The sequence below is a fragment of the Endozoicomonas ascidiicola genome, from assembly GCF_001646945.1.
Taxonomy (GTDB): Bacteria; Pseudomonadota; Gammaproteobacteria; order Pseudomonadales; family Endozoicomonadaceae; genus Endozoicomonas; species Endozoicomonas ascidiicola.
The window spans coordinates 720,225-739,164 of record NZ_LUTV01000001.1; the positions used below are offsets into that span (position 1 = coordinate 720,225).

An 18,940-nucleotide genomic window follows, 5' to 3' on the forward strand; every position below is an offset into this window, starting at 1 on the left:
CACAACGAACAGTGGATCCCCGACTTCGCGGGGATGACGATGGGAAGAAACTGAATACCTCTCCCCTTAGACGCTGTTCATAATCTTTCTGCGAGCTGCAAACGATCATGAACAGCTTCTTATAAAAAAGCCCTCCGTTAGAGGGCTTTTTTCAATCGAACTGAGTTAACAATTACAGCTCAGAACTACAATTCAGAAACAATGCAGGCCTTACGATCTTTACCAGTACGCTCAAGGTATGCGGAGAAATCAGCTGGGATGCGGCCAGTTGTAGCACCTTCCCAATTAACAACAGAGCCGTCAGTAGTTTCATAATTGAAAACATAACGCTGACGCACCTTGCCTTTACGAGCGCTTGGCGCTTTCTCTTCACCCAGGCCTTTAATGTCGTTAACAGACAGGCCGAGCTCTTTCATTTTCTCTCTGACAGCATCCATCGCTGCTTTTTTACGGTTCAGCTCTTCTTCTACTTCCATTTGAGCCATCATTTTTTCTTCATGAATGGCTTCCAGACGGCTGATAATCCGCTGAATGTCTTCGGCGTGCAAATCCTGGAGGAGTTTGCGAACCTGAACTTTAGATTTAAGCACACTGATAGCTTCATCAAAAATATTCATGAGGTAAACCAATCTTATTAAGGGATTAAAAATAACGTTGGAAAATTATCATTTACCGCGCCTTCTGTAAATAGAAGCGCATTAGAAATATCGGTACTTTGCTTTAATAAACACACTACCAACCTTTAAAATAGAGCTGTGAAATTTCTCACATATAACCATTTATTGCACTCGCAGAATTTCATTACTGAACAGCCATCACAAAAACCATCAGCAATAAACATATTAACACCACCCTTACCAAAAAACGCTTTAAAAAAGTTCTTTAGCTAGCTAATGATGACATCAGCCTTTGGTGTGCCTGCTTGCTCGAAAATACTCGAAAGCATCAAAAAAACACCCACCATCGTAAGTGAGCGATTATGAACTCTTACATTTTAATTCATTTCTAAAATTATGCCAGTCGAGTCATTTCACCCCATGCAGTCATTCATATTAATTCATTTATAATGTATTAAATTCTGCCATCTATCTTTTATCCCTAATATAACAATAAAAAAGCCCTGTCGGTTTATTAGCCAACAGGGCTTTTTTTATTTGCTCAAGCTTTAGGAAGCCAAGGCCTCGCGCTTTTTCAACTCTTCAGCGCGAAGGTCTTTTCTTAAGACTTTACCAACGGGCGTCACCGGTAACTCATCGCGGAATTCAATCTGCTTGGGCACTTTGTAAGCGGTCAAGTTCAATTTGCAGTATTCCTTCACTTCTTCCGCTGTGAGCTCTTTATCCTGAGGAATAACAAACAGTTTGACGGCCTCCCCGGTTTTCTCATCGGGTACACCGATGACCGCGCAATTCATCACCTTATCCAGTTTGGAGACAACGTCTTCAATTTCGTTTGGATAAACGTTAAAGCCAGAAACCAGAACCATGTCCTTCAAACGATCAACGATCTTGACGAAGCCAGTATCATCAATAACAGCAACGTCACCGGTCTTGAACCAACCATCTTCGGACAACACTTCAGCCGTTGCTTCCGGACGATTCAGGTAACCTTTCATTACCTGAGGACCTTTAACACACAGTTCACCGCGCTCGCCGAAAGGTAAGTCATTACCCTCGTCATCAATGGTTTTCACTGCTGAGGCAACCATAGGAAGACCGACAGTACCAATTTTGGTGTACTTTCCAGCCGGGTTGAAAGAAACCACGGGGGACGTTTCTGACAAACCATAGCCCTCGGAAATGGTGCAACCGGTTACATCATTCCAGCGCTCAGCCACTGCCGCCTGCAAAGCGGTTCCGCCAGACAGGGTCAATTTCAGAGCAGAAAAATCAAGCTGCTTAAACTGAGGGTGATTCATCAGCCCGACAAACAGAGTGTTCAGCCCAACAAAGACATTCATCTTGTGTGGCACCAATGCTTTTACAAAGGTATCCATATCCCTTGGGTTAGCGATCAGTACACTGTGCCCACCCAACTGGAAAAATGTCATCAGGTGAATGGTAAACGCATAAATATGGTACAGCGGTAAAGGTGCAATCGCTGTGGTTGATGATTCACCAATAATCGGCTGGCCATTTTCATCAAACTGAGTCATGACGTTAGACGTCTGAAGCACATTACTGACCAGGTTACGGTGAGTCAGCATGGCGCCTTTAGCGACACCTGTCGTGCCACCGGTGTACTGCAATACGGCAATGTCATCTCGGTCTGGCGCGGCTGGTTTTGTATAGGTGGATGATGCACCCAGCTTCATCACTTTGGTAAAGGGCACTGCCTGAGGCAGGTTGTATGGCTGAACCATTTTTTTAACATGCTTTACAGCAAGGTTCAGCAGCGAACGCTTTGGCCATGGCAGCATATCGGCCAGCTCGGTAACAATAAGGTGCTCTACCGGCGTGTCTTTAATGATTTCTTCAACCAAGTGACCCACAACGTTCAAACAAACCAGAGCCTTGGCACCGGAATCATTAAACTGGTGTTTCATTTCCCGCGCGGTGTACAGCGGATTTGTATTCACAATAACCAACCCAGCCTTGATCGCCCCATAGGCAACCACTGGATATTGAATCAGGTTGGGCATTTGCAGGGCGATCTTATCGCCAGGTTTCAGTGTCGTATGATTTTGCAGATAGGCTGCAAACTCTGTACTCAGCCGGTCAACATCGTTGAACGTGATGGTTTTTCCAAGGCTGGTGTATGCTGGTCTGTCGCCATAGGATTTTACGGAATGTTCAATGACATCCCTTAGGGTGTGAAACTGATCAAGATCGATCTTGTCAGCGATACCCGGGGCCCGCTTACCGTCCCAAAAACTGGCTTCCATGAACACCTCATACGTTTTTTTGTTGTTATGCCAAGGTAATGAAGAGTCTTAGTTACTACCCTAGACTGAAGTGCATCATACTATTTCCTTGTCATTTCTTGAACCCAAAATGATACTTTCTGCTTCATTTTGTTCTATATGGGGGTAGACAACATGCGTCTGTTATAGTGTTGCTAACCAGTTGGCACTTTTATTGGCGGGGTCCGACAGCAGCTTCAACTTCTGCTGACGTGTCATTTTTTTTATGGCGGCTTCACGTTTACTGACGGAGGATCGATCACTGCCCTCTTCTACATACACTAACTTTTCTGGTTTTCTGCCACGAAAAAAACGCGCACCGCCTATGATGTCACCGGAATGCTGGCGCCACCGTCGTTTAATGTCCGTGGTTATTCCGGTATAGAGAGAGTTATCGCTGGCGACGATAATATAGACAAACCAGTTATCAGAAGGCATTTTTTTCTATCCCTGAGGGTGCTTCCTTCTATATACATTTATTCATTACTGCCAGCAAATTCACTACCGGCATTTATAGAGGTTGCTTAGAACCCCTTTAACACTGATGTCTGGGGTATGCATTCCCACGCGAAGCATGGGAACGAGGTTTCTGAAGTTTTGCGATACCCTCAGAGCATGGGAACGAGGTTGCATATTTGTTTTACTGGCAGCACGTTTGCTGCCAGTAGCTCAGCAATCAGGCACAGCACTTCTTATATTTCTTGCCGCTGCCACAGATGCAGGCATCATTACGACCCGGAGTCTTTTCCAGCACGGTCGTCTTTGGTGTATCTCTCAAGGTCTGCAGAGCAGAAATGTCTTCTGGCTGCTCTTCATCCACTTCAAAGTTGGCAAACCAGCCATTTTCAATCACTTCTTTTTCCAGCTCTGCTTTACGCTCTTCGGTCTGAACCATCAAGGTTGCAGGGTTCTTTTCAGAGCCAAGGCGAGCTTGTTTCTTGCCATCAAAAACCCGCCAAGCCTGCTTATCATCAATCTGAAGGTTAGTTTGAGTATAAAATTTGCCCATATATTCACCTGAAAATTCTGACAATGAACGGATCCTTCGGAGTGTGTTGAGCACCCAAAGAACCAATGAAAAATTTGAGAGCCGCATTCTACTGCAACGCCTTGATTTAAGCCAATTGGGGCTTTCCTCATAGGTGTCCACACGACTTCTGGTCTTTGATTGGCATTTAAATTGCTGATGACACAGCCATATATCGATTTTGTATAAATTTTGTCATAAATCGTTGCCATTATTGATTGCTCAGGCAATCAGAAGGATCTGAAGATGAAATACTTTTCCCGTCGTGCAGTAAAACCGGGCGACCTTAACCCAGCGTACCGTTTATTTGGCGGTACGTTATTAGCATGGATTGATGAAGAGGCTGGCATTTACGCCTCTTGTAAAATGGGATCAGGAAAACTGCTGGTCACCAAGTACATGTCGGAGATTGATTTTGTCAGCTCCGCAGCCTGTGGTGATGTTCTTGAGTTTGGCCTGGAAGTGGTTAATGTCGGGACGACATCACTGACACTGTGCTGCTGTGTACGAAACAAAGTCACACGACAGGTGATTATTGTTGTGGATCGTATCGTCTTTGTCTGTGTTGATGCCCATGGAAATCCTTCTGCGCACCAGATTGGGGCAGAGAAAATACCACAGGCGATGACTGCTTAACTTTGGAGCCGGCTCTGTTTATTTATTAAAACAGAGCCAATCGATTTACTGTTTTACCGGGGCAGATTTGAGCTGCACCGCTGGCCTTATGGTTGTCATATACACTAACTGACCATTCTGTATAACTTCTGCAATCAATTCATACCGGCCATTTGCTTTCACCAATTCTGGTGCATAGTTTACAACGTAGTCCACAACATCAACGTCTCTTCCTACCTGTATACTTTCAATACCCACTATGCCTGCTGGATCTTCAGGCATACTGCTATCTTGAAGCACAATAATAATATCGGATCCCGCAGGAAAATTACCCTGGCTAGTGGTGATCTGACCACCAAGGCTGGCAGATTCAGAGACATAAGAGAGCTTTGGATATCCGCCAGAATGGCTCAACTCCAAAGAGTTATCTTTGAAAGTAATATCGTTTAACTTAGGAAAGACTGAGAGATACTCCGCTTCTTTGGTCATGAACGGTGCCGGGCAAGCTGCACGACTGCCTCCCATAGGCGAGAAGTGCAGTGTATTGTTGGTTACCTGATAGCTGCCAAAATATCGATTACATTGAGCCTGCCCACCAATCCGACCATCCTGTGCAGTAACGGGCCTCATTTCCATCGTCACCCTTGGCCCGGATACCGGCCGCCCATCCTGAGAGATTAATATCCATCGTTTGTTTTCCACCTGGCTCGGCTCAATGCCCGTCAGATCATGGGCACAGCCTGTTAACAACATTCCAACGGTGATTACTGCACAAAAACCAATTATCTGTTTCATCTCTTAATCCAGGTACGGAAACCAAGCGGGAATAGCTACCAGAATCTGAAGAGTTTGCATTGATGAAACCACACAGAAACAAAGGAGCCGACAAAATAAAAGTAGTCGAACATTACCCGACACTGCCATTCTTTCTGGTCTTTCAGTGCTGGGTTTTTAGCCCGGATATTTCATAAACTGCCCCGAATCTCGCACAGGCATTTGTCGTACTAAGGGATTTTGCGATGGAGCGCCGTACCCACAGGGCATAAATACCGGGGAGTACGGTCGACTGAGTAAAGCTCCCTTAGTGCGGCAAAGGGCAAGTGAGAACGGGAACATGTTTATGAAATATCCGGGTTAGGATGGGTTATATTTTTTAAGCTTCGTAACGAAACGTTAACAGACCCTGACAATGTTCTTCAGTATCATCAGCTGTCTAACAAGACAACGGATGCTGACTTTGAGTACCCCTGAACGCCACACACCCGCTCGTGCTAGCTACGGCCTAGCAGAAGAAATTGCTAACAGCGTCACCCACGGGCTTGGGGCTCTGCTCAGCGTTGCGGGTTTAACACTACTAGTGACTTACTCAGCTCATCAGGCGGACGTCTGGAAAGTGGTCAGTTTCAGTGTATACGGTACGTCCATGGTCATATTGTTTCTGGCGTCTACCCTGTACCACGCTTTTCAGCACCCAAAAACCAAACAGGTTTTTAAAATACTTGACCACTGTTCTATCTATTTATTAATTGCCGGTACCTATACCCCATTTTTACTGGTCAGCATGAACAGTGTTACGGGCTGGGTTCTCTTTGCCATTGTCTGGACCCTGGCTGTCGCCGGTATTATTTTCAAAGTCGTTCTGGGCTCTAAATATAAGAAACTGTCATTAAGCACTTATCTGTTGATGAGCTGGATGGCTTTATTTGCCATGGGCGAGCTATCGGAAAGTTTATCAGTCGCTGGCATGTACTGGCTGCTTGGCGGAGGTTTGCTGTATACGCTTGGTGTTGTTTTTTATGTATGGAACAAGTTGCCATTTAATCATGCTATCTGGCACGTATTTGTTCTTGGCGGAGCAATCTGTCACTTTTTTTCTATCTTATTTCATGTCTTACCATCAGCCTAATAGCTGATGGTTATCAAAATCGCATTCAGAAGAAAGTAGGCTAAAAAAACACACTATGTCAGCAATGCTAACAGCCTTGTTAGTGCAATTTGGCCAATAAATATTATATTCGCTGTTATTAGAAACCATTCAAACTGCGGTCACTCTATCAGCCTTGTTATCGGTTACATGAGACTATAGCTGGCTAGTTAGCTGCTAGGCTCTGTTTATTAATATTACAAGGAGTAGAAATAATGAACGTAGATACCATCAACATGAACAAACAAGCTTACGAGAAACCCGCACATCCAAAGATAGAAACAGGAAAATTTAAAGATAAAAAAGTAACAATCATCGAAAGCATTGAATCATTTTTAAAAAAAATATGGACTGCAATCAAACAATTTTTCGTTAGCCTTTATGACCGTTGTATAAAGAAGCAACCCAAGGTTCTGCCAGCAATTAATCACTTGCCAAAAAATAATACCACATCCAAAAAAACAAACGATCCTGCTAAGTTGGCAGAACAAAACCAACACCAGAAAACACAAAATATTCATAGAACTTACACACCTACTGTCAATAAACTACAAGGGCAGGATCGTATATGGCTTTCATTCATGGCGGGAACAGGAATGATCAATGGCCATACCCGTGCATCCATCAGAAAAGGTAATGAACAGTACCTTGAAAATCATGACTTTATTCAGGACATTTTCCCAGGCTATAAAAAAGGAGCAAGACCTGCGCCTCTACTGAACAAGGCGCTCATTCAAGAAATGACTCAGAATCGAAAAACTGAACTGGATCAATTCATTAGCGAGATGGTGGCCGATACAATGTTACCACACTGGGGAATTAAACAGATCGGTTCCTATCCCAACGCACCACTAAAAGACTGCGACTTTAAAATCATAAATAAGAACAAGGCTGTTCGCTGGCAAGGTAACGGTGATCACAATGAAGCACGTATCAAACGTATGTTTAGATTTCTGGTCGCTGTCGGGCATAAAGAATATGCAGTAAAACTATGTAAATTCATGCAACGGCATCAACAAAAAGGCATTCCAAACAAGCAATGGAATGACGTACTATCAATCTCACCACAACCGATTATTCAACAGAACCCGTCACGGCCAAAACACCGGAGAAACCCAGTAAATAAAAATTCGGCTCCTACTCATCAGGTACTAAGAGCCCAGACTGTTCAACAGCAACAATATTCTGTTTCAGACAATGTACCAAGAGCAATTTTTATCATAGGAGGGTCAGCCTCTGGTAAAAATGGTTTGGCTAATGAAATTATGGGGCTAAAAGACCCTCAAGTACCTAAAAGGGCTTACCGGCTTATTGATGCAGACCAAATTAAAAAAGAAGACCCAGAATACCAGCAGCTAGCACAAGAAATTAAGAGCCATGTGCCTGCTAATCACGATATAGCCGCAAACACGGCATTCGATAACCATGTTAAACACAAAGGAACAAATCTTCACTGGAAAGCGGTCAGAGCTAAGAATGCACAAATAAATACTGCTCTTACCCAAAAGCAACATTTTATTCATACAACCACGGCAACCGATGAAATATATTTTACTGGGCTTGTTAATAAGTTCAAACAAGCAGGCTTCTATGTAAAAATCTATTTTGTCGATGTCGATCTTGACACTTGCCTTCAGCGTGCTAAGACAAGACAGGACTTCTCCGGTAGGTTTATTCCAACGGAGGTCATAAAAAAATCGAACAAGGATTCAAGACAACTTTTTAATCAAACCTATCGTCAAATTGCTCACACGGCCCGCCGGTATGAAAATAACAGCCAATTAAAAATGATTGAGAAAATAAGAAATGATTATTCAGGGCTGTCATTACAACCTAAAAGAAACTGACACCAAAGTAATATAAATGGTTGAGCCTCTTAACAAAGGCTCAACCATTAGCTGATTAACTAGTACTGTTATCACGACGCGGACGACGATCACCGCCACGACTGCCTTCACGACGAGGAGCTCCCTCTCTACGTGGCGCTCCGCCTTCACGACGACCACGACCACCGTCTCTGCGGCCACCGTCACGACGCTCTGATGCCGGAGGCTCTTCACCAGTCCAAAGTTTCAGTTCCATTGGACGGTTACGAATCTTGGCACCCTGCAAGGTTTGAATAATGTTTTTATCCATTCCTTCTGGCAGGTAGACAGAAGAGCAGCTGTCGAACAGTTTGATATGACCAATGCTCTGGCCAGAAATCTTGCCTTCGTTAGCAATAGCACCCACCAGATCGCCCGGGTTGATACCCTGGTCACGACCCAGTTCAACACGATAGCGAACCATGCCTTCGTTGCTGCGCTCACGACGCTCGCCTCTTTCACCACCGCGCTCGCGGCCACCACGTTCACGACGATCGCCTCTGTCTCCGCGATCACCTCGGTCACGATCACGACCTTGACGTGGCTGTTCTGGCTCTTTACCGTCTGGGAATGGACGTTCTTTCTGAGCCATAAAGCACAGCGCAGCCGCCATATCTTCGTAGCTCAGGGCATTTTCCTGTTCCATTTCTGCAACCAGCTCACGGAACATATCCAGCTCTTCGCCCATTTCGAGCACTTTGCCCACTTCTTCCTTGAACTGACGGATACGGATATCACGCACATCGCTCATGGAAGGCAGACGCATTGTATCGATGCGCTGTCGTGTCGCACTTTCAATGGCACGCAGCATTCTGCGCTCACGATGGGTAGCAAACAGAATCGCTGTACCGGTACGACCTGCACGGCCAGTACGACCAATACGGTGTACATAAGCTTCTGTATCGTAAGGAATGTCGTAGTTTACTACGTGACTCATACGCTCAACGTCAAGACCACGGGCTGCGACGTCGGTAGCGATCAGAATATCCAGAGAACCCTTCTTGAGACGATCGACTACTTTTTCACGCAATGCCTGGCTCATATCACCGTTCAGTGCAGCGGCCGCAAAACCACGGGCTTCCAGCTTTTCTGCCAGTTCTACGGTGGCCGTTTTGGTGCGCACGAAAATAATCATGGCATCAAAAGGTTCCACTTCCAGAATACGAGTCAGCGCATCCAGTTTGTGGAAACCGCTGACCATGCAGACTTTCTGGGTGATGGTATCAACGGTGGCTGTTTTAGCCTTGATTTCAACCGTTGCTGGGTTCTTCAGGTGCGTATCAGCAATCTTACGGATCTGATAAGGCATGGTGGCAGAGAACAGAGCTACCTGACGCTCAGCAGGTGTCTGCTCCATAATCCACTCGATGTCGTCTACGAAGCCCATGCGCAGCATTTCGTCGGCTTCATCCAGAACCACCGTTTTCAAGCCGCTCAGTTTCAAACTTTCACGACGCAGATGGTCCATTACACGGCCAGGCGTACCCACGATAACGTGAGCACCGCGCTGCAGGCTACGCAGCTGACCACGCATATCCTGACCGCCGTATACTGGCAGTACGTGAAAGCCTTTCATATGACGAGCATAACGTTGGAATGCTTCCGCTACCTGAATGGCCAGTTCACGGGTTGGTGTCAGTACCAGAATCTGAGGATCGCGCTGTTTCAGATCAATGCCGGACAGCAGTGGCAGAGCAAAAGCTGCTGTTTTACCGGTACCGGTCTGCGCCAGACCCAGCAGGTCTTTTCCTTCCAGAAGATGAGGAATACTCTGGGCCTGAATCGGGGATGGGCTTTCGTAGCCTACGTCCTGAACCGCCTTGAGTACCGCTTCTGACAGGGGAAGATCCGCAAAGGTGATCGCGTCATTGGTATCTGTCATTAATAACTCCAAAAATGAATTCCGTACTAAAAAAGCGGCTCACGGGCAATTCTGACCCACGGCTGCTTTGGGCTGGCGACGCCCTGAACAAGCAGAAATAAAATGGCAATGCACATTACCGAGAGATGTTCGGAAAGGTGGCTCGCCATGGACTTCCTGGTGCTGGTATCCGGATCAGGAGATAAGACTCCTGATTCCAGATCGCCGGTTAGGTCCATGACTGCGTTTGAAGAGGCTTGAATAAACAAGCTTGGCCTGCATTGACGGGGCTATATCATCAGCCAGATCCGCCGGTTAACCGTTGATTCGAACAATCAACTTAATGAGATGCAGGAAACGAAGTGCCAGGACTTCTCAACACACCCTGTATTGTGGAACAAAGCCAAAATACAGGGGACAAGAAAAAGATCGCGTATTCTAGCGCGTTTTTCGGATAGTGAATACTCTTTTATTTCAATGACTCAGGTCAAGGAAGTGCACGACCTCGAGCCGTTAAAAATAGTTGGTACCACTGTTCACGACTCAGTTCGATGCTTTCCGCCTGCTGGCAGGCTCGAATCCGCTCACCATTGGTGGTGCCAATCACCGGCTGAATACCTGCCGGATGACGCATCAGCCAGGCAAGAACAATCGCTTCTCGCGAGACATTCAACTCTGCGGCATAACTCGCAACCAGCTGAGCCGTTGCTTTCACAGATTCGGATTCACCGCTGATGTCTTTGCCACTGAACAACCCTTTACTTAAACAGCCCCAAGCCTGCAACTGAATGTTATGAGTACGGCAGTATTCAATGGTGCCCGGCGTAAAGCTGATGGCAGCACTGTCTGGATAATTAAACACAACCCCTTCATCGACCCAGTCCAGGTGAGAAAGGCTCATCTCCAGCTGGTTCACAATAATGGGTTGCTCAAGATACCCCTGAAGGAATTTAATCTGATGTCCATTCATGTTGGAAACACCAAAATGCTTCACTTTGCCTGCTCTTTGTAATTGCTGAAAGGCATCGGCGACGTCTTCTGGCTCCAGCAACGGGTCAGGGCGGTGCAGAAGCAACAGATCCAGATATTCTGTGTTTAATCGGGCAAGACTGTTTTCGACACTGCTGATAATCCATTCTTTGGAAAAATCGTATCGCTGAGGCGCACCATTTTCCTGAAAGCGAATACCGCACTTACTTTGGATAAAAATATCTCTTCTTAATTCTGGTCGTTCAGACAATACTTTCCCGAATACCTGTTCAGCCTTGCCACGGGTATAAATGTCGGCATGATCGAAAAAATTAATGCCGCAATCCAATGAATGATCCACCAGCTCATGGGCAAGACGGACATCATTGCCTGTCACTGGGGCATCGTCCCAGCTTCCGCCCAAACCCATGCACCCCGCAGCAATCCGACTGGAATGATGTAAAAAAATATTTAAGGGAATTCTGTTCATAAGACTCCGACCCATTGGCCAACTTATGCAATTATTATGGGGGAATAGGTTCAGGCAATCTCTCCGCCTGTAATTACCATATCCTTTGTAACAGACAGCGCCGTTTCTGCGCAAACCCTTATTGCTTTCACAATGTGTTCCAGTGACATTGAAGGTTCATCACCTTTCACTGCTTGCTCTGGTAACAGTGGGATGTGGATAAACCCTGCACGCACAAGGCTTTTTCCTGGCGTAAGGTTTTCTCCTGGCGCAAGGCTTTTTCTAGGCTCAGGGCTGTGTAAATGATGCATCACGCCATAAAAAAGATGATTGCATACAAAGCTGCCAGCGCTGTTAGACACTGAAGAGGGGATACCAGACAGGTGCATTTTATGAACCATGGACTTAATAGGCAGCGTACTGAAATATGCAGCGGGCCCATCAGAAACAATGGGGTTATCTACGATCTGATTACCTTCGTTATCCGGGATACGAAAATCATCCATATTGATCGCCACCCGCTCCGGGGTAACCCCCTTACGCCCGGGAGCAAGCCCTAACATCAGAACCAGCTCAGGCTGATACTGTTCGATGGCAGCCAAGACCTTCTGAATGCACTTATTATGAACAGCCGGTACACAGACTTTTTGAAAAACGGCAAAACCATCCATGACCTGCGTGCCGTTCAACGCTCTGATCGTTTCTAATGCCGGGTTCAGTGGCATGCCACCAAAAGGTTCAAAACCGGTCACTAGTATTGTTTTCATGGACTACCCGATGGCTTGAAATAATTATGTCTATCAATAATAGCTCTAAACATAATTTCTGTGCGCCAGTAACAAAAAACTTAAGCAGGGTCTTTAAGTGCCTCCCTAAATTTATAAGGTAAGGCCATATGCCCCTGACCTTCGGCACTTTCATAAACACTCACATTAAGCCTCTTGGCATAGCAGGATGCAAAGCCAGACATTCTCGCACCATCACGAATCACGTGATCTTTTTTATTATTGAGTACTTTTACCGACACACTTCTGTCGATCAATTTATTCATTGACCGTTCCGCATTAACCGTTCCGCCCACCAGCAAACCCAGAAAATCAGCGAAGGCATGACACCTGGGCATGACAACCCTTGGTATTGAGGTAAATGAATCATGGCTTATCAGGTTTGCGCGTTTTTCCTCCAGCATGCCCTCACTCACCAGTTTCTCAAGGCTAACCGTAGCAACACCGCCTCCCAAAGAAGTGCCGGTGTTTTCAATATGCCCAAAATGCTTTGCCGCGTACTTAAGAACAGCGCAACCATCACGAATAATCGTATCACCAGTAGGCCAGGGAGATGAGGGAGTTTTATTGAGTCCGGTACCGCTGTAGTCATAAATAATCACAGGGCAATGTCTTTGTTTTTGAAGATAACCAGGCAACATATCACACCAGAACTTGCCCTCGGGATTAAATAGCTGACCTGTCACCATCCCATTTGGATTGTTAAATACAATGCAGTTTGATGTTGGATTATCCTGATAATTCCAGCCGGGAGGGTAGCAAATCACTGCTTTGAGCTTGGTAGAGCCATCCTCAACATCTATCTGTCGATAGCTTCTACCATCTTTAAACTCCACTTTACAAAGGGCATTGATGAGCTTGGTACACTGTTTAGAGTTACAGAGCACATCAAATTGAGAAGGAACCAACAATAGCCCAGCGAGTTTAGTCAACCCAAAGCGGTTTTCGGCAAGCCAGATAATAGGGGTAAGTATTACTGAAATAACACGGTGGCAGAGAGCACTAAAAGACTGAAGACCTTTATTAATAGTTGCTCCAATCTTGACAAAAAAACGCTCAACCTTTTGTAACTTAACATCACGACCACGAAAACTACTTTCGGGGTCAGCACTTGTTGCACGCCCTTCAGAAGATAACACTGGGTGGGGTAAGTGCTGACTGTTAATCGCTGTGTCCATTGCCTGCTCCTGGTACTGTACACGTTGAGCAGGCTTGAAATGCACCCGCTTAATATTAAACTAACGTACATAGATGACAGTACTAACAACAGAAAGTTCCCTCGATCACCCCCCCATCTGAGATAAGTTGCGGGTTCCACCGGTAAGCCCCTGGTCCAGAAAGTGGCCGCTTTCTTTCAATCTTAGAGAGTCACGAATACGCATAACCAGCGCACCTTGTTGATCATCACTTTGCAACAAATCTCTAAGATCAATGCCCGATTCTGCAAACAGACACAGCTGTAGCTGCCCCAGGCTGGTCACCCGAAGGCGATTGCAGTCATTACAGAAATCCTTACTGTAGGGCATAATCAAACCAACGGTGCCCTGATAGTCACTGTGACAATACTCCTGAGCCGGCCCGGCATCAGCCGCACTCATCTTCCGCACCCAGCCACGCGCCAGCAGAAGTTCCTGGATCGTTTTTCCCGGAAAGTGGTGCTGTTGAAAGAACGCCAGATTCCCACCAGTCTGCATCAATTCAATAAAGCGGATTGAGATTGGGTGACTGCGTATCCATTCCAGAAACGCATCCAGTTGATCGTCATTCACCCCTTTCATGGCCACCGCATTAACCTTAATGGACGGCAAACCATGATCAAATGCCGCCTGAATGCCCGACAAAATCTCTCGTAACCGATCATGCCCGGTAATGGCTTTAAAAGCGCGGGGATCAAGACTATCCACACTGACATTAATGGCATCGATGCCAGCATCCATCCAGCTGGTAACCCTTTTATCCATACGATAGCCATTGGTAGTCATTGCCAGCTTTTTAATACCAGACACCTGACGGATAGTATGAACCACGTCGGTAAAGTCCTGACGCAGAGTCGGCTCACCACCGGTGAGACGTATTTTCTGGACACCAAGATAGGCGAACGCCGTTACCAGACGACGAATCTCGTCCACTGACAGGGCATCATTGTGATGATGATCAACACAACCGTCCGGCAGACAATAGTTGCAGCGGAAGTTGCATAAATCAGTCACCGACAGGCGCAGGTAGGGAAACGTTCGACCCTGAATATCCTGCAACCCCTCGGGCATAGAGCGAGAAGTAGATTCCATAGAACACCTTTCCAAATGCGGGAGGCAATAGAGTTTCTTCCATTACCCTGGCAGCCAAGGCTGCGGCTTTTAGTCCATGGAGACTGCTCTGTGAAGAATGCATCTCTTTAGGTGCTAAAGCTCGGCGCTCGCGATTAAACGATTTACCCCGAATCCTACCCGCTTATCCGCTGCAAAACCATGCCTGAGACGCTATTGTTTTGTTCGTACAGTACGTAATTCTTCTATACACTTGCCACCTGTTTATAAAGGAGACTAGCTGTGGCCAATATTGTCTATATTGCTCAAAGTCTTGATGGCTATATTGCAGACAGTGATGGAAACCTTGACTGGCTCAATCAGATACCCAACCCAGAAAACGACGATTACGGCTTTTCTGCCTTTATGAATCGCATTGATGCGTTATTAATGGGTCGGAAAACCTACGAAACGGTCATTGGCTTTGATGTACCCTGGCCCTATGAAAAGCCAGTATTTGTTATCAGCACATCCATGCTCACCAGCGTTCCTGCTGAGCTAAACGACAAAGTCTGCCATATCTGCTCACCGGTAGAGGAAGCTATTGAGTCTCTTCACAGCAAGGGTTTCAAAAACCTTTATATTGACGGAGGCCAAACGATTCAAAGCCTACTGGCAAAAGATCTGATTGATGAACTGATTCTGACTGATATCCCGGTAGTTCTGGGTAGTGGAACACCTTTATTTGGTGAAAAATTTGGTGAACGGCTTGGCGAACCAGATCAACGACTATGGTTTGAAAACATCGATACCAAAGTACTCAACAACCAACTGGTTCAACGTCATTACCTGAGAAAACGTGAAGCCTGACATTGCATGGCAACTTCTGTGATCAAACTGACTATCCCTGTTCTCGGTGTTGCCGCCCATAGTGGAACCGGCAAAACTACATTGATTGAACAGCTTATTCCTATCCTGACGAATAGAGGCTTTCGTATCGGGATGGTAAAAGCCTCACACCACACCATTGAGCCGGATCCTCCGGGCAAAGACAGCTTTCGTTTAAGACAAGCTGGCGCGCACCAATTGGTATTAAGCACCCCTGGTCGTTCAATCTGTTACACCGAATACGCTCAAGGCCATGAGCGTAGCCTTGAAGAACAGCTAAACCTTCTGGATCATGACGCACTGGAACTAATCATTGTCGAAGGCTTTCGTGAAGCACCCATCCCGAAAATCGAACTGCACCGCAGTGATTATGACAAACCCTACCTGTTTCCATCAGACCCAAACATCATTGCGATAGCCTGGGATATAAACGACGGTATTACGCTACCAAGCACCATTACGGAGCTGGACATCAACAATCCGGCAAACATTGCTGCCTTTATTGAACAGTTTTGTCACGCTTTCAATGACAATGCCTACAAAAATCCCAACGAGGACCACTATGAGTGATTGCTGCGCAACCGATGGATTAATGCGACTGGAAGAAGCGCTGGACATTCTTATTCGCAGTGTCCGCCCCGTTACCGACATCGACAACATTTCACTGGAAGACAGTCTGGGCAGAGTGCTGGCACAAGAAGTCATCTCACCCATTAATGTGCCATCCCATGATAATTCAGCCATGGACGGTTATGCGCTTCGACTTCAGGATTTACAGTCGAATGCTACTCTGCCATTAGCCGGGCAGTCTCTTGCCGGCCATCCTTTTAAGGAATCGATGCCTGCAGGCAGCTGCATCCGGATTATGACCGGCGCCAGCATTCCTGAAGGTGCCGACACGGTGATCATGCAGGAGCAAACCAAGACGGTTGGCAGTCATATCCGATTCATCAGTAAGCCAGAAAAAACCGGTAATAACATTCGTCACGCTGGTGAAGATATCCCCGGTGGCAGTTTGGTATTTACCCCCGGGCGCAGAATTCGCCCACAGGACGTTGGCTTACTGGCCTCTTTGGGGGTGGCGTCTGTAAAGGTTTATCGCAAAGTAAAAGTTGCTGTTTTTTCCACAGGTGACGAGCTCAAGCTGCCCGGCGAACCATTAGGGCAAGGTGATATTTACGACAGCAATCGTTTTGTTATCAAAGCGATGCTACAGAAAATGAACATCGACATTCTCGACCTTGGAAAAATAGCAGACGACAAAGCCCAGTTAAGAGACGCATTTCTTAAAGCCGATGAGCAAGCCGATGCAGTGATCAGCTCCGGCGGTGTGTCTGTTGGTGATGCTGATTACACGAAAGACATTCTGGACGAACTGGGCGAAACCGGATTTTGGAAACTGGCAATCAAGCCCGGTAAACCTTTTGCTTTTGGTCAGCTACCGAACAGTGTCTTCTTTGGCTTGCCGGGTAACCCCGTTTCAGCAACCGTCACATTTCAACAACTGGCTGCACCTGCTCTGCGTCATATGATGAACCAAGCGCCAGAAAAACCAGTGGAATTAACACTGACCTCTCAATCTGGCCTGAAAAAGAGACCTGGCCGCCGTGATTTTCAGCGAGGAAAGCTGGTTCAAGATCAGGCAGGATCACTGCAAGTCATATCCACCGGCAATCAAGGTTCAGGTGTAATGAGCACTCTCAGTCAGTCAGATTGCTATATTGTTCTGGCTGAGGAGGAAGGAAATATTGATGCAGAAAGCACCGTAAAAGTTCAGCTGTTTGATGAACTTTTGAAATAACTTCTTGTTAACAGGCGGCTGTTTAGACTTACAGCTGCCTTTTCTATTCCTGAACCAATAGCTGATCTGCCTGAGCACTCCAACTTTATGCTGAGGATTAGCCCGGATATTTTATAAACGTGCTCCCGCTCAAATATGTCAGCTATATGAAGATTTTGTAATAAAACTGTCATAAACAAAAGCTAAGTTACACACATCTTTACAAGCACCAGGTGCACACTCTATGTCTGAAATGACATCAACTTCTGAACAGAGCGTCGACTTTGAAACACTAACCACACGACACTATGGTCGTATCTGGTTACGTGTGGTTCTCTGGATCTACGCTCTGCTTGTGGCTGTTAGTGTTATTGGCTCCGGCTTTAAAATGGCAGTCGGCGGCAGTGAAGCGGCAGCACAGCTTTTCAGTTTCGCAAACAATGCCATTCTGGGTCTGTTAGCCGGTACTCTTGCCACAGCACTGGTTCAATCTTCCAGTACTGTGACGTCTGTTATCGTCGGTCTGGTGGCAGGCGGCCTGCCGGTACATTTGGCTATCCCGATGATCATGGGTGCCAACATTGGTACAACCATCACCAACACGATTGTCAGCCTTGGCCATATTCGCTGCCATAAAGAGTTCAAACAGGCCTTTGCTGCTTCTACAGTGCACGACTTCTTCAACTGGCTGGCGGTTCTGATCCTTCTGCCTCTGGAACTGTTCACCGGCTTCCTCACCAAGATATCAACATACGTCGCTGGTATGCTGGTTGGTAGTCAGAATATGTCGATGAAAGGCCTGAACTTTATCAAACCACTGACAGCACCGGCTGAAGATATTATCAAAGGCTTCGTTACTGTTTTGCCTGACAGTACCCTATCTGGTATCGCGATGATTGGTATTGGTATCGTTCTGATCTTTTTCTCGGTAGTTCGTCTTGGCAAGCTACTGAAGAAAGTCATGGTGGGCAGAGCAAAAGATGCACTTCACAAGTCGATTGGTCGTGGTCCTGTCAGCGGAATCTTGTCTGGTATGACTATGACAGTAATGGTTCAGTCTTCTTCTACCACCACCAGCCTGATGGTTCCCATGGTGGCGAATGGTTTGTTTACCGTGCGACAGATGTACCCTTTCACACTGGGTGCCAATATCGGTACTACTATTACTGCGCTTTTGGCAGCCACAGCAATTACGGGCCCAGCAGCTCTGCCGGCGTTAACCATCGCGATGGTTCATTTCTTCTTTAACTTATCTGCCGTTGTACTGATTTACGGTATCAAGTGGTTAAGAGAGATTCCGCTGTTTATGGCAGACAAGCTGTCTGATCTGGCAGTAAAAAACAGAATGTACGCTTTTGGTTATCTGTTCATTGCGTTCTTTATCCTGCCAGGCATCATTATTTTTCTGACCGCCTGATTTGCCCCCCTAAAACCATCGACCTATGTCGATGGTTTTCATCTCCTAAATAGCATCCCCTTTCTATCTCAGTTGCATAAACCAAAACTCATTTGAAACATACGGTTCTAAATGAGCAGATAAATTGATCCAAAGCATGAAACGAAAAACGATTCAAGACGTATAATTACAGATCATTTTTTGCCATAACTA

Annotated in this window: 18 protein-coding genes and 1 riboswitch; of the genes, 7 read left to right on the forward strand and 11 right to left on the reverse strand. The window is 46.2% G+C overall.

Going from position 1 to position 18,940, the window contains the following annotated elements; genetic code table 11:
- Positions 1-185 precede the first annotated feature (185 nt).
- The 4 genes from AKL11_RS02895 to AKL11_RS02910 all read right to left on the reverse strand — a co-directional run bounded on the left by AKL11_RS02895 (position 186) and on the right by AKL11_RS02910 (position 3,911).
- Entirely contained in the window at positions 186-617 is a 432-nt protein-coding gene (locus AKL11_RS02895; protein WP_067515098.1) for an H-NS family histone-like protein, read from the reverse strand.
- A 548-nt stretch (positions 618-1,165) separates the two neighbouring features.
- Positions 1,166-2,884 carry an AMP-binding protein gene (locus AKL11_RS02900; RefSeq protein ID WP_067515099.1) on the reverse strand — a complete coding sequence of 573 codons (1,719 nt, stop codon included), beginning with the start codon at positions 2,882-2,884 and terminating at the stop codon, positions 1,166-1,168.
- A 162-nt stretch (positions 2,885-3,046) separates the two neighbouring features.
- Positions 3,047-3,340 carry a GIY-YIG nuclease family protein gene (locus tag AKL11_RS02905; protein WP_067515100.1) on the reverse strand — a complete coding sequence of 98 codons (294 nt, stop codon included), beginning with the start codon at positions 3,338-3,340 and terminating at the stop codon, positions 3,047-3,049.
- 238 nt (positions 3,341-3,578) lie between these two features.
- Complete coding sequence (locus AKL11_RS02910; RefSeq protein ID WP_067515101.1) at positions 3,579-3,911, reverse strand: PBPRA1643 family SWIM/SEC-C metal-binding motif protein; 333 nt, start codon at positions 3,909-3,911, stop codon at positions 3,579-3,581.
- 264 nt (positions 3,912-4,175) lie between these two features.
- On the opposite strand from AKL11_RS02910, the gene AKL11_RS02915 reads away from it, so the two are divergent.
- Positions 4,176-4,565, forward strand: a complete 390-nt coding sequence (locus AKL11_RS02915; protein WP_067515102.1) for an acyl-CoA thioesterase — start codon at positions 4,176-4,178, stop codon at positions 4,563-4,565.
- A gap of 45 nt (positions 4,566-4,610) precedes the next feature.
- Here the strand turns inward: AKL11_RS02915 and AKL11_RS02920 are convergent, their stop codons facing one another.
- Positions 4,611-5,339 (reverse strand): META domain-containing protein, encoded by a 729-nt coding sequence (locus AKL11_RS02920; protein ID WP_067515103.1) that lies wholly within the window; start codon positions 5,337-5,339, stop codon positions 4,611-4,613.
- Between the two features lie 433 nt (positions 5,340-5,772).
- Between AKL11_RS02920 and trhA the strand changes: the two genes are divergently transcribed.
- Both trhA and AKL11_RS02930 read left to right on the forward strand, forming a co-directional pair.
- The gene (gene trhA, locus AKL11_RS02925) at positions 5,773-6,450 is read left to right on the forward strand and encodes a PAQR family membrane homeostasis protein TrhA (RefSeq protein WP_067515104.1); all 678 of its coding nucleotides are present in this window, start codon (positions 5,773-5,775) and stop codon (positions 6,448-6,450) included.
- 233 nt (positions 6,451-6,683) lie between these two features.
- Positions 6,684-8,315, forward strand: a complete 1,632-nt coding sequence (locus AKL11_RS02930) for a zeta toxin family protein (RefSeq protein ID WP_067515105.1) — start codon at positions 6,684-6,686, stop codon at positions 8,313-8,315.
- Positions 8,316-8,370: 55 nt separating this feature from the next.
- Here the strand turns inward: AKL11_RS02930 and AKL11_RS02935 are convergent, their stop codons facing one another.
- The 6 genes from AKL11_RS02935 to moaA all read right to left on the reverse strand — a co-directional run bounded on the left by AKL11_RS02935 (position 8,371) and on the right by moaA (position 14,705).
- The gene (locus AKL11_RS02935) at positions 8,371-10,215 is read right to left on the reverse strand and encodes a DEAD/DEAH box helicase (protein WP_067515106.1); all 1,845 of its coding nucleotides are present in this window, start codon (positions 10,213-10,215) and stop codon (positions 8,371-8,373) included.
- Positions 10,216-10,241: 26 nt separating this feature from the next.
- Complete coding sequence (locus AKL11_RS02940; RefSeq protein ID WP_157673382.1) at positions 10,242-10,463, reverse strand: hypothetical protein; 222 nt, start codon at positions 10,461-10,463, stop codon at positions 10,242-10,244.
- A 218-nt stretch (positions 10,464-10,681) separates the two neighbouring features.
- A complete protein-coding gene (locus AKL11_RS02945; RefSeq protein ID WP_067515108.1) occupies positions 10,682-11,653 on the reverse strand; it encodes an aldo/keto reductase in 972 nt (323 codons plus the stop codon).
- Between the two features lie 50 nt (positions 11,654-11,703).
- Positions 11,704-12,399, reverse strand: a complete 696-nt coding sequence (pcp, locus tag AKL11_RS02950) for a pyroglutamyl-peptidase I (RefSeq protein ID WP_067515109.1) — start codon at positions 12,397-12,399, stop codon at positions 11,704-11,706.
- Positions 12,400-12,479: 80 nt separating this feature from the next.
- Positions 12,480-13,595 carry a hypothetical protein gene (locus AKL11_RS02955; RefSeq protein WP_067515110.1) on the reverse strand — a complete coding sequence of 372 codons (1,116 nt, stop codon included), beginning with the start codon at positions 13,593-13,595 and terminating at the stop codon, positions 12,480-12,482.
- A 105-nt stretch (positions 13,596-13,700) separates the two neighbouring features.
- Positions 13,701-14,705, reverse strand: a complete 1,005-nt coding sequence (gene moaA, locus AKL11_RS02960) for a GTP 3',8-cyclase MoaA (protein WP_366556841.1) — start codon at positions 14,703-14,705, stop codon at positions 13,701-13,703.
- Positions 14,694-14,844, reverse strand: a riboswitch (molybdenum cofactor riboswitch). (Overlaps the previous gene by 12 nt.)
- A 122-nt stretch (positions 14,845-14,966) precedes the next feature.
- On the opposite strand from moaA, the gene AKL11_RS02965 reads away from it, so the two are divergent.
- The 4 genes from AKL11_RS02965 to AKL11_RS02980 all read left to right on the forward strand — a co-directional run bounded on the left by AKL11_RS02965 (position 14,967) and on the right by AKL11_RS02980 (position 18,748).
- Complete coding sequence (locus tag AKL11_RS02965) at positions 14,967-15,533, forward strand: dihydrofolate reductase family protein (protein WP_067515111.1); 567 nt, start codon at positions 14,967-14,969, stop codon at positions 15,531-15,533.
- Positions 15,534-15,551: 18 nt separating this feature from the next.
- Entirely contained in the window at positions 15,552-16,121 is a 570-nt protein-coding gene (mobB, locus tag AKL11_RS02970) for a molybdopterin-guanine dinucleotide biosynthesis protein B (RefSeq protein ID WP_253705160.1), read from the forward strand.
- Positions 16,114-17,352 (forward strand): molybdopterin molybdotransferase MoeA, encoded by a 1,239-nt coding sequence (gene moeA, locus AKL11_RS02975; RefSeq protein ID WP_067515113.1) that lies wholly within the window; start codon positions 16,114-16,116, stop codon positions 17,350-17,352. Before mobB ends, moeA begins: the two co-directional genes overlap by 8 nt.
- Before the next feature lie 223 nt (positions 17,353-17,575).
- Complete coding sequence (locus AKL11_RS02980) at positions 17,576-18,748, forward strand: Na/Pi symporter (RefSeq protein WP_172807228.1); 1,173 nt, start codon at positions 17,576-17,578, stop codon at positions 18,746-18,748.
- The last annotated feature ends 192 nt before the right edge of the window (positions 18,749-18,940 follow it).

Coding starts and splice junctions, on each gene's coding strand:
- AKL11_RS02895 (WP_067515098.1), bottom strand. CDS start 617: ATGAATATTTTTGATGAAGCTATCAGTGTGCTTAAATCTAAAGTTCAG.
- AKL11_RS02900 (WP_067515099.1), bottom strand. CDS start 2,884: ATGGAAGCCAGTTTTTGGGACGGTAAGCGGGCCCCGGGTATCGCTGAC.
- AKL11_RS02905 (WP_067515100.1), bottom strand. CDS start 3,340: ATGCCTTCTGATAACTGGTTTGTCTATATTATCGTCGCCAGCGATAAC.
- AKL11_RS02910 (WP_067515101.1), bottom strand. CDS start 3,911: ATGGGCAAATTTTATACTCAAACTAACCTTCAGATTGATGATAAGCAG.
- AKL11_RS02915 (WP_067515102.1), top strand. CDS start 4,176: ATGAAATACTTTTCCCGTCGTGCAGTAAAACCGGGCGACCTTAACCCA.
- AKL11_RS02920 (WP_067515103.1), bottom strand. CDS start 5,339: ATGAAACAGATAATTGGTTTTTGTGCAGTAATCACCGTTGGAATGTTG.
- trhA (WP_067515104.1), top strand. CDS start 5,773: ATGCTGACTTTGAGTACCCCTGAACGCCACACACCCGCTCGTGCTAGC.
- AKL11_RS02930 (WP_067515105.1), top strand. CDS start 6,684: ATGAACGTAGATACCATCAACATGAACAAACAAGCTTACGAGAAACCC.
- AKL11_RS02935 (WP_067515106.1), bottom strand. CDS start 10,215: ATGACAGATACCAATGACGCGATCACCTTTGCGGATCTTCCCCTGTCA.
- AKL11_RS02945 (WP_067515108.1), bottom strand. CDS start 11,653: ATGAACAGAATTCCCTTAAATATTTTTTTACATCATTCCAGTCGGATT.
- pcp (WP_067515109.1), bottom strand. CDS start 12,399: ATGAAAACAATACTAGTGACCGGTTTTGAACCTTTTGGTGGCATGCCA.
- AKL11_RS02955 (WP_067515110.1), bottom strand. CDS start 13,595: ATGGACACAGCGATTAACAGTCAGCACTTACCCCACCCAGTGTTATCT.
- moaA (WP_366556841.1), bottom strand. CDS start 14,705: ATGGAATCTACTTCTCGCTCTATGCCCGAGGGGTTGCAGGATATTCAG.
- moeA (WP_067515113.1), top strand. CDS start 16,114: ATGAGTGATTGCTGCGCAACCGATGGATTAATGCGACTGGAAGAAGCG.
- AKL11_RS02980 (WP_172807228.1), top strand. CDS start 17,576: ATGTCTGAAATGACATCAACTTCTGAACAGAGCGTCGACTTTGAAACA.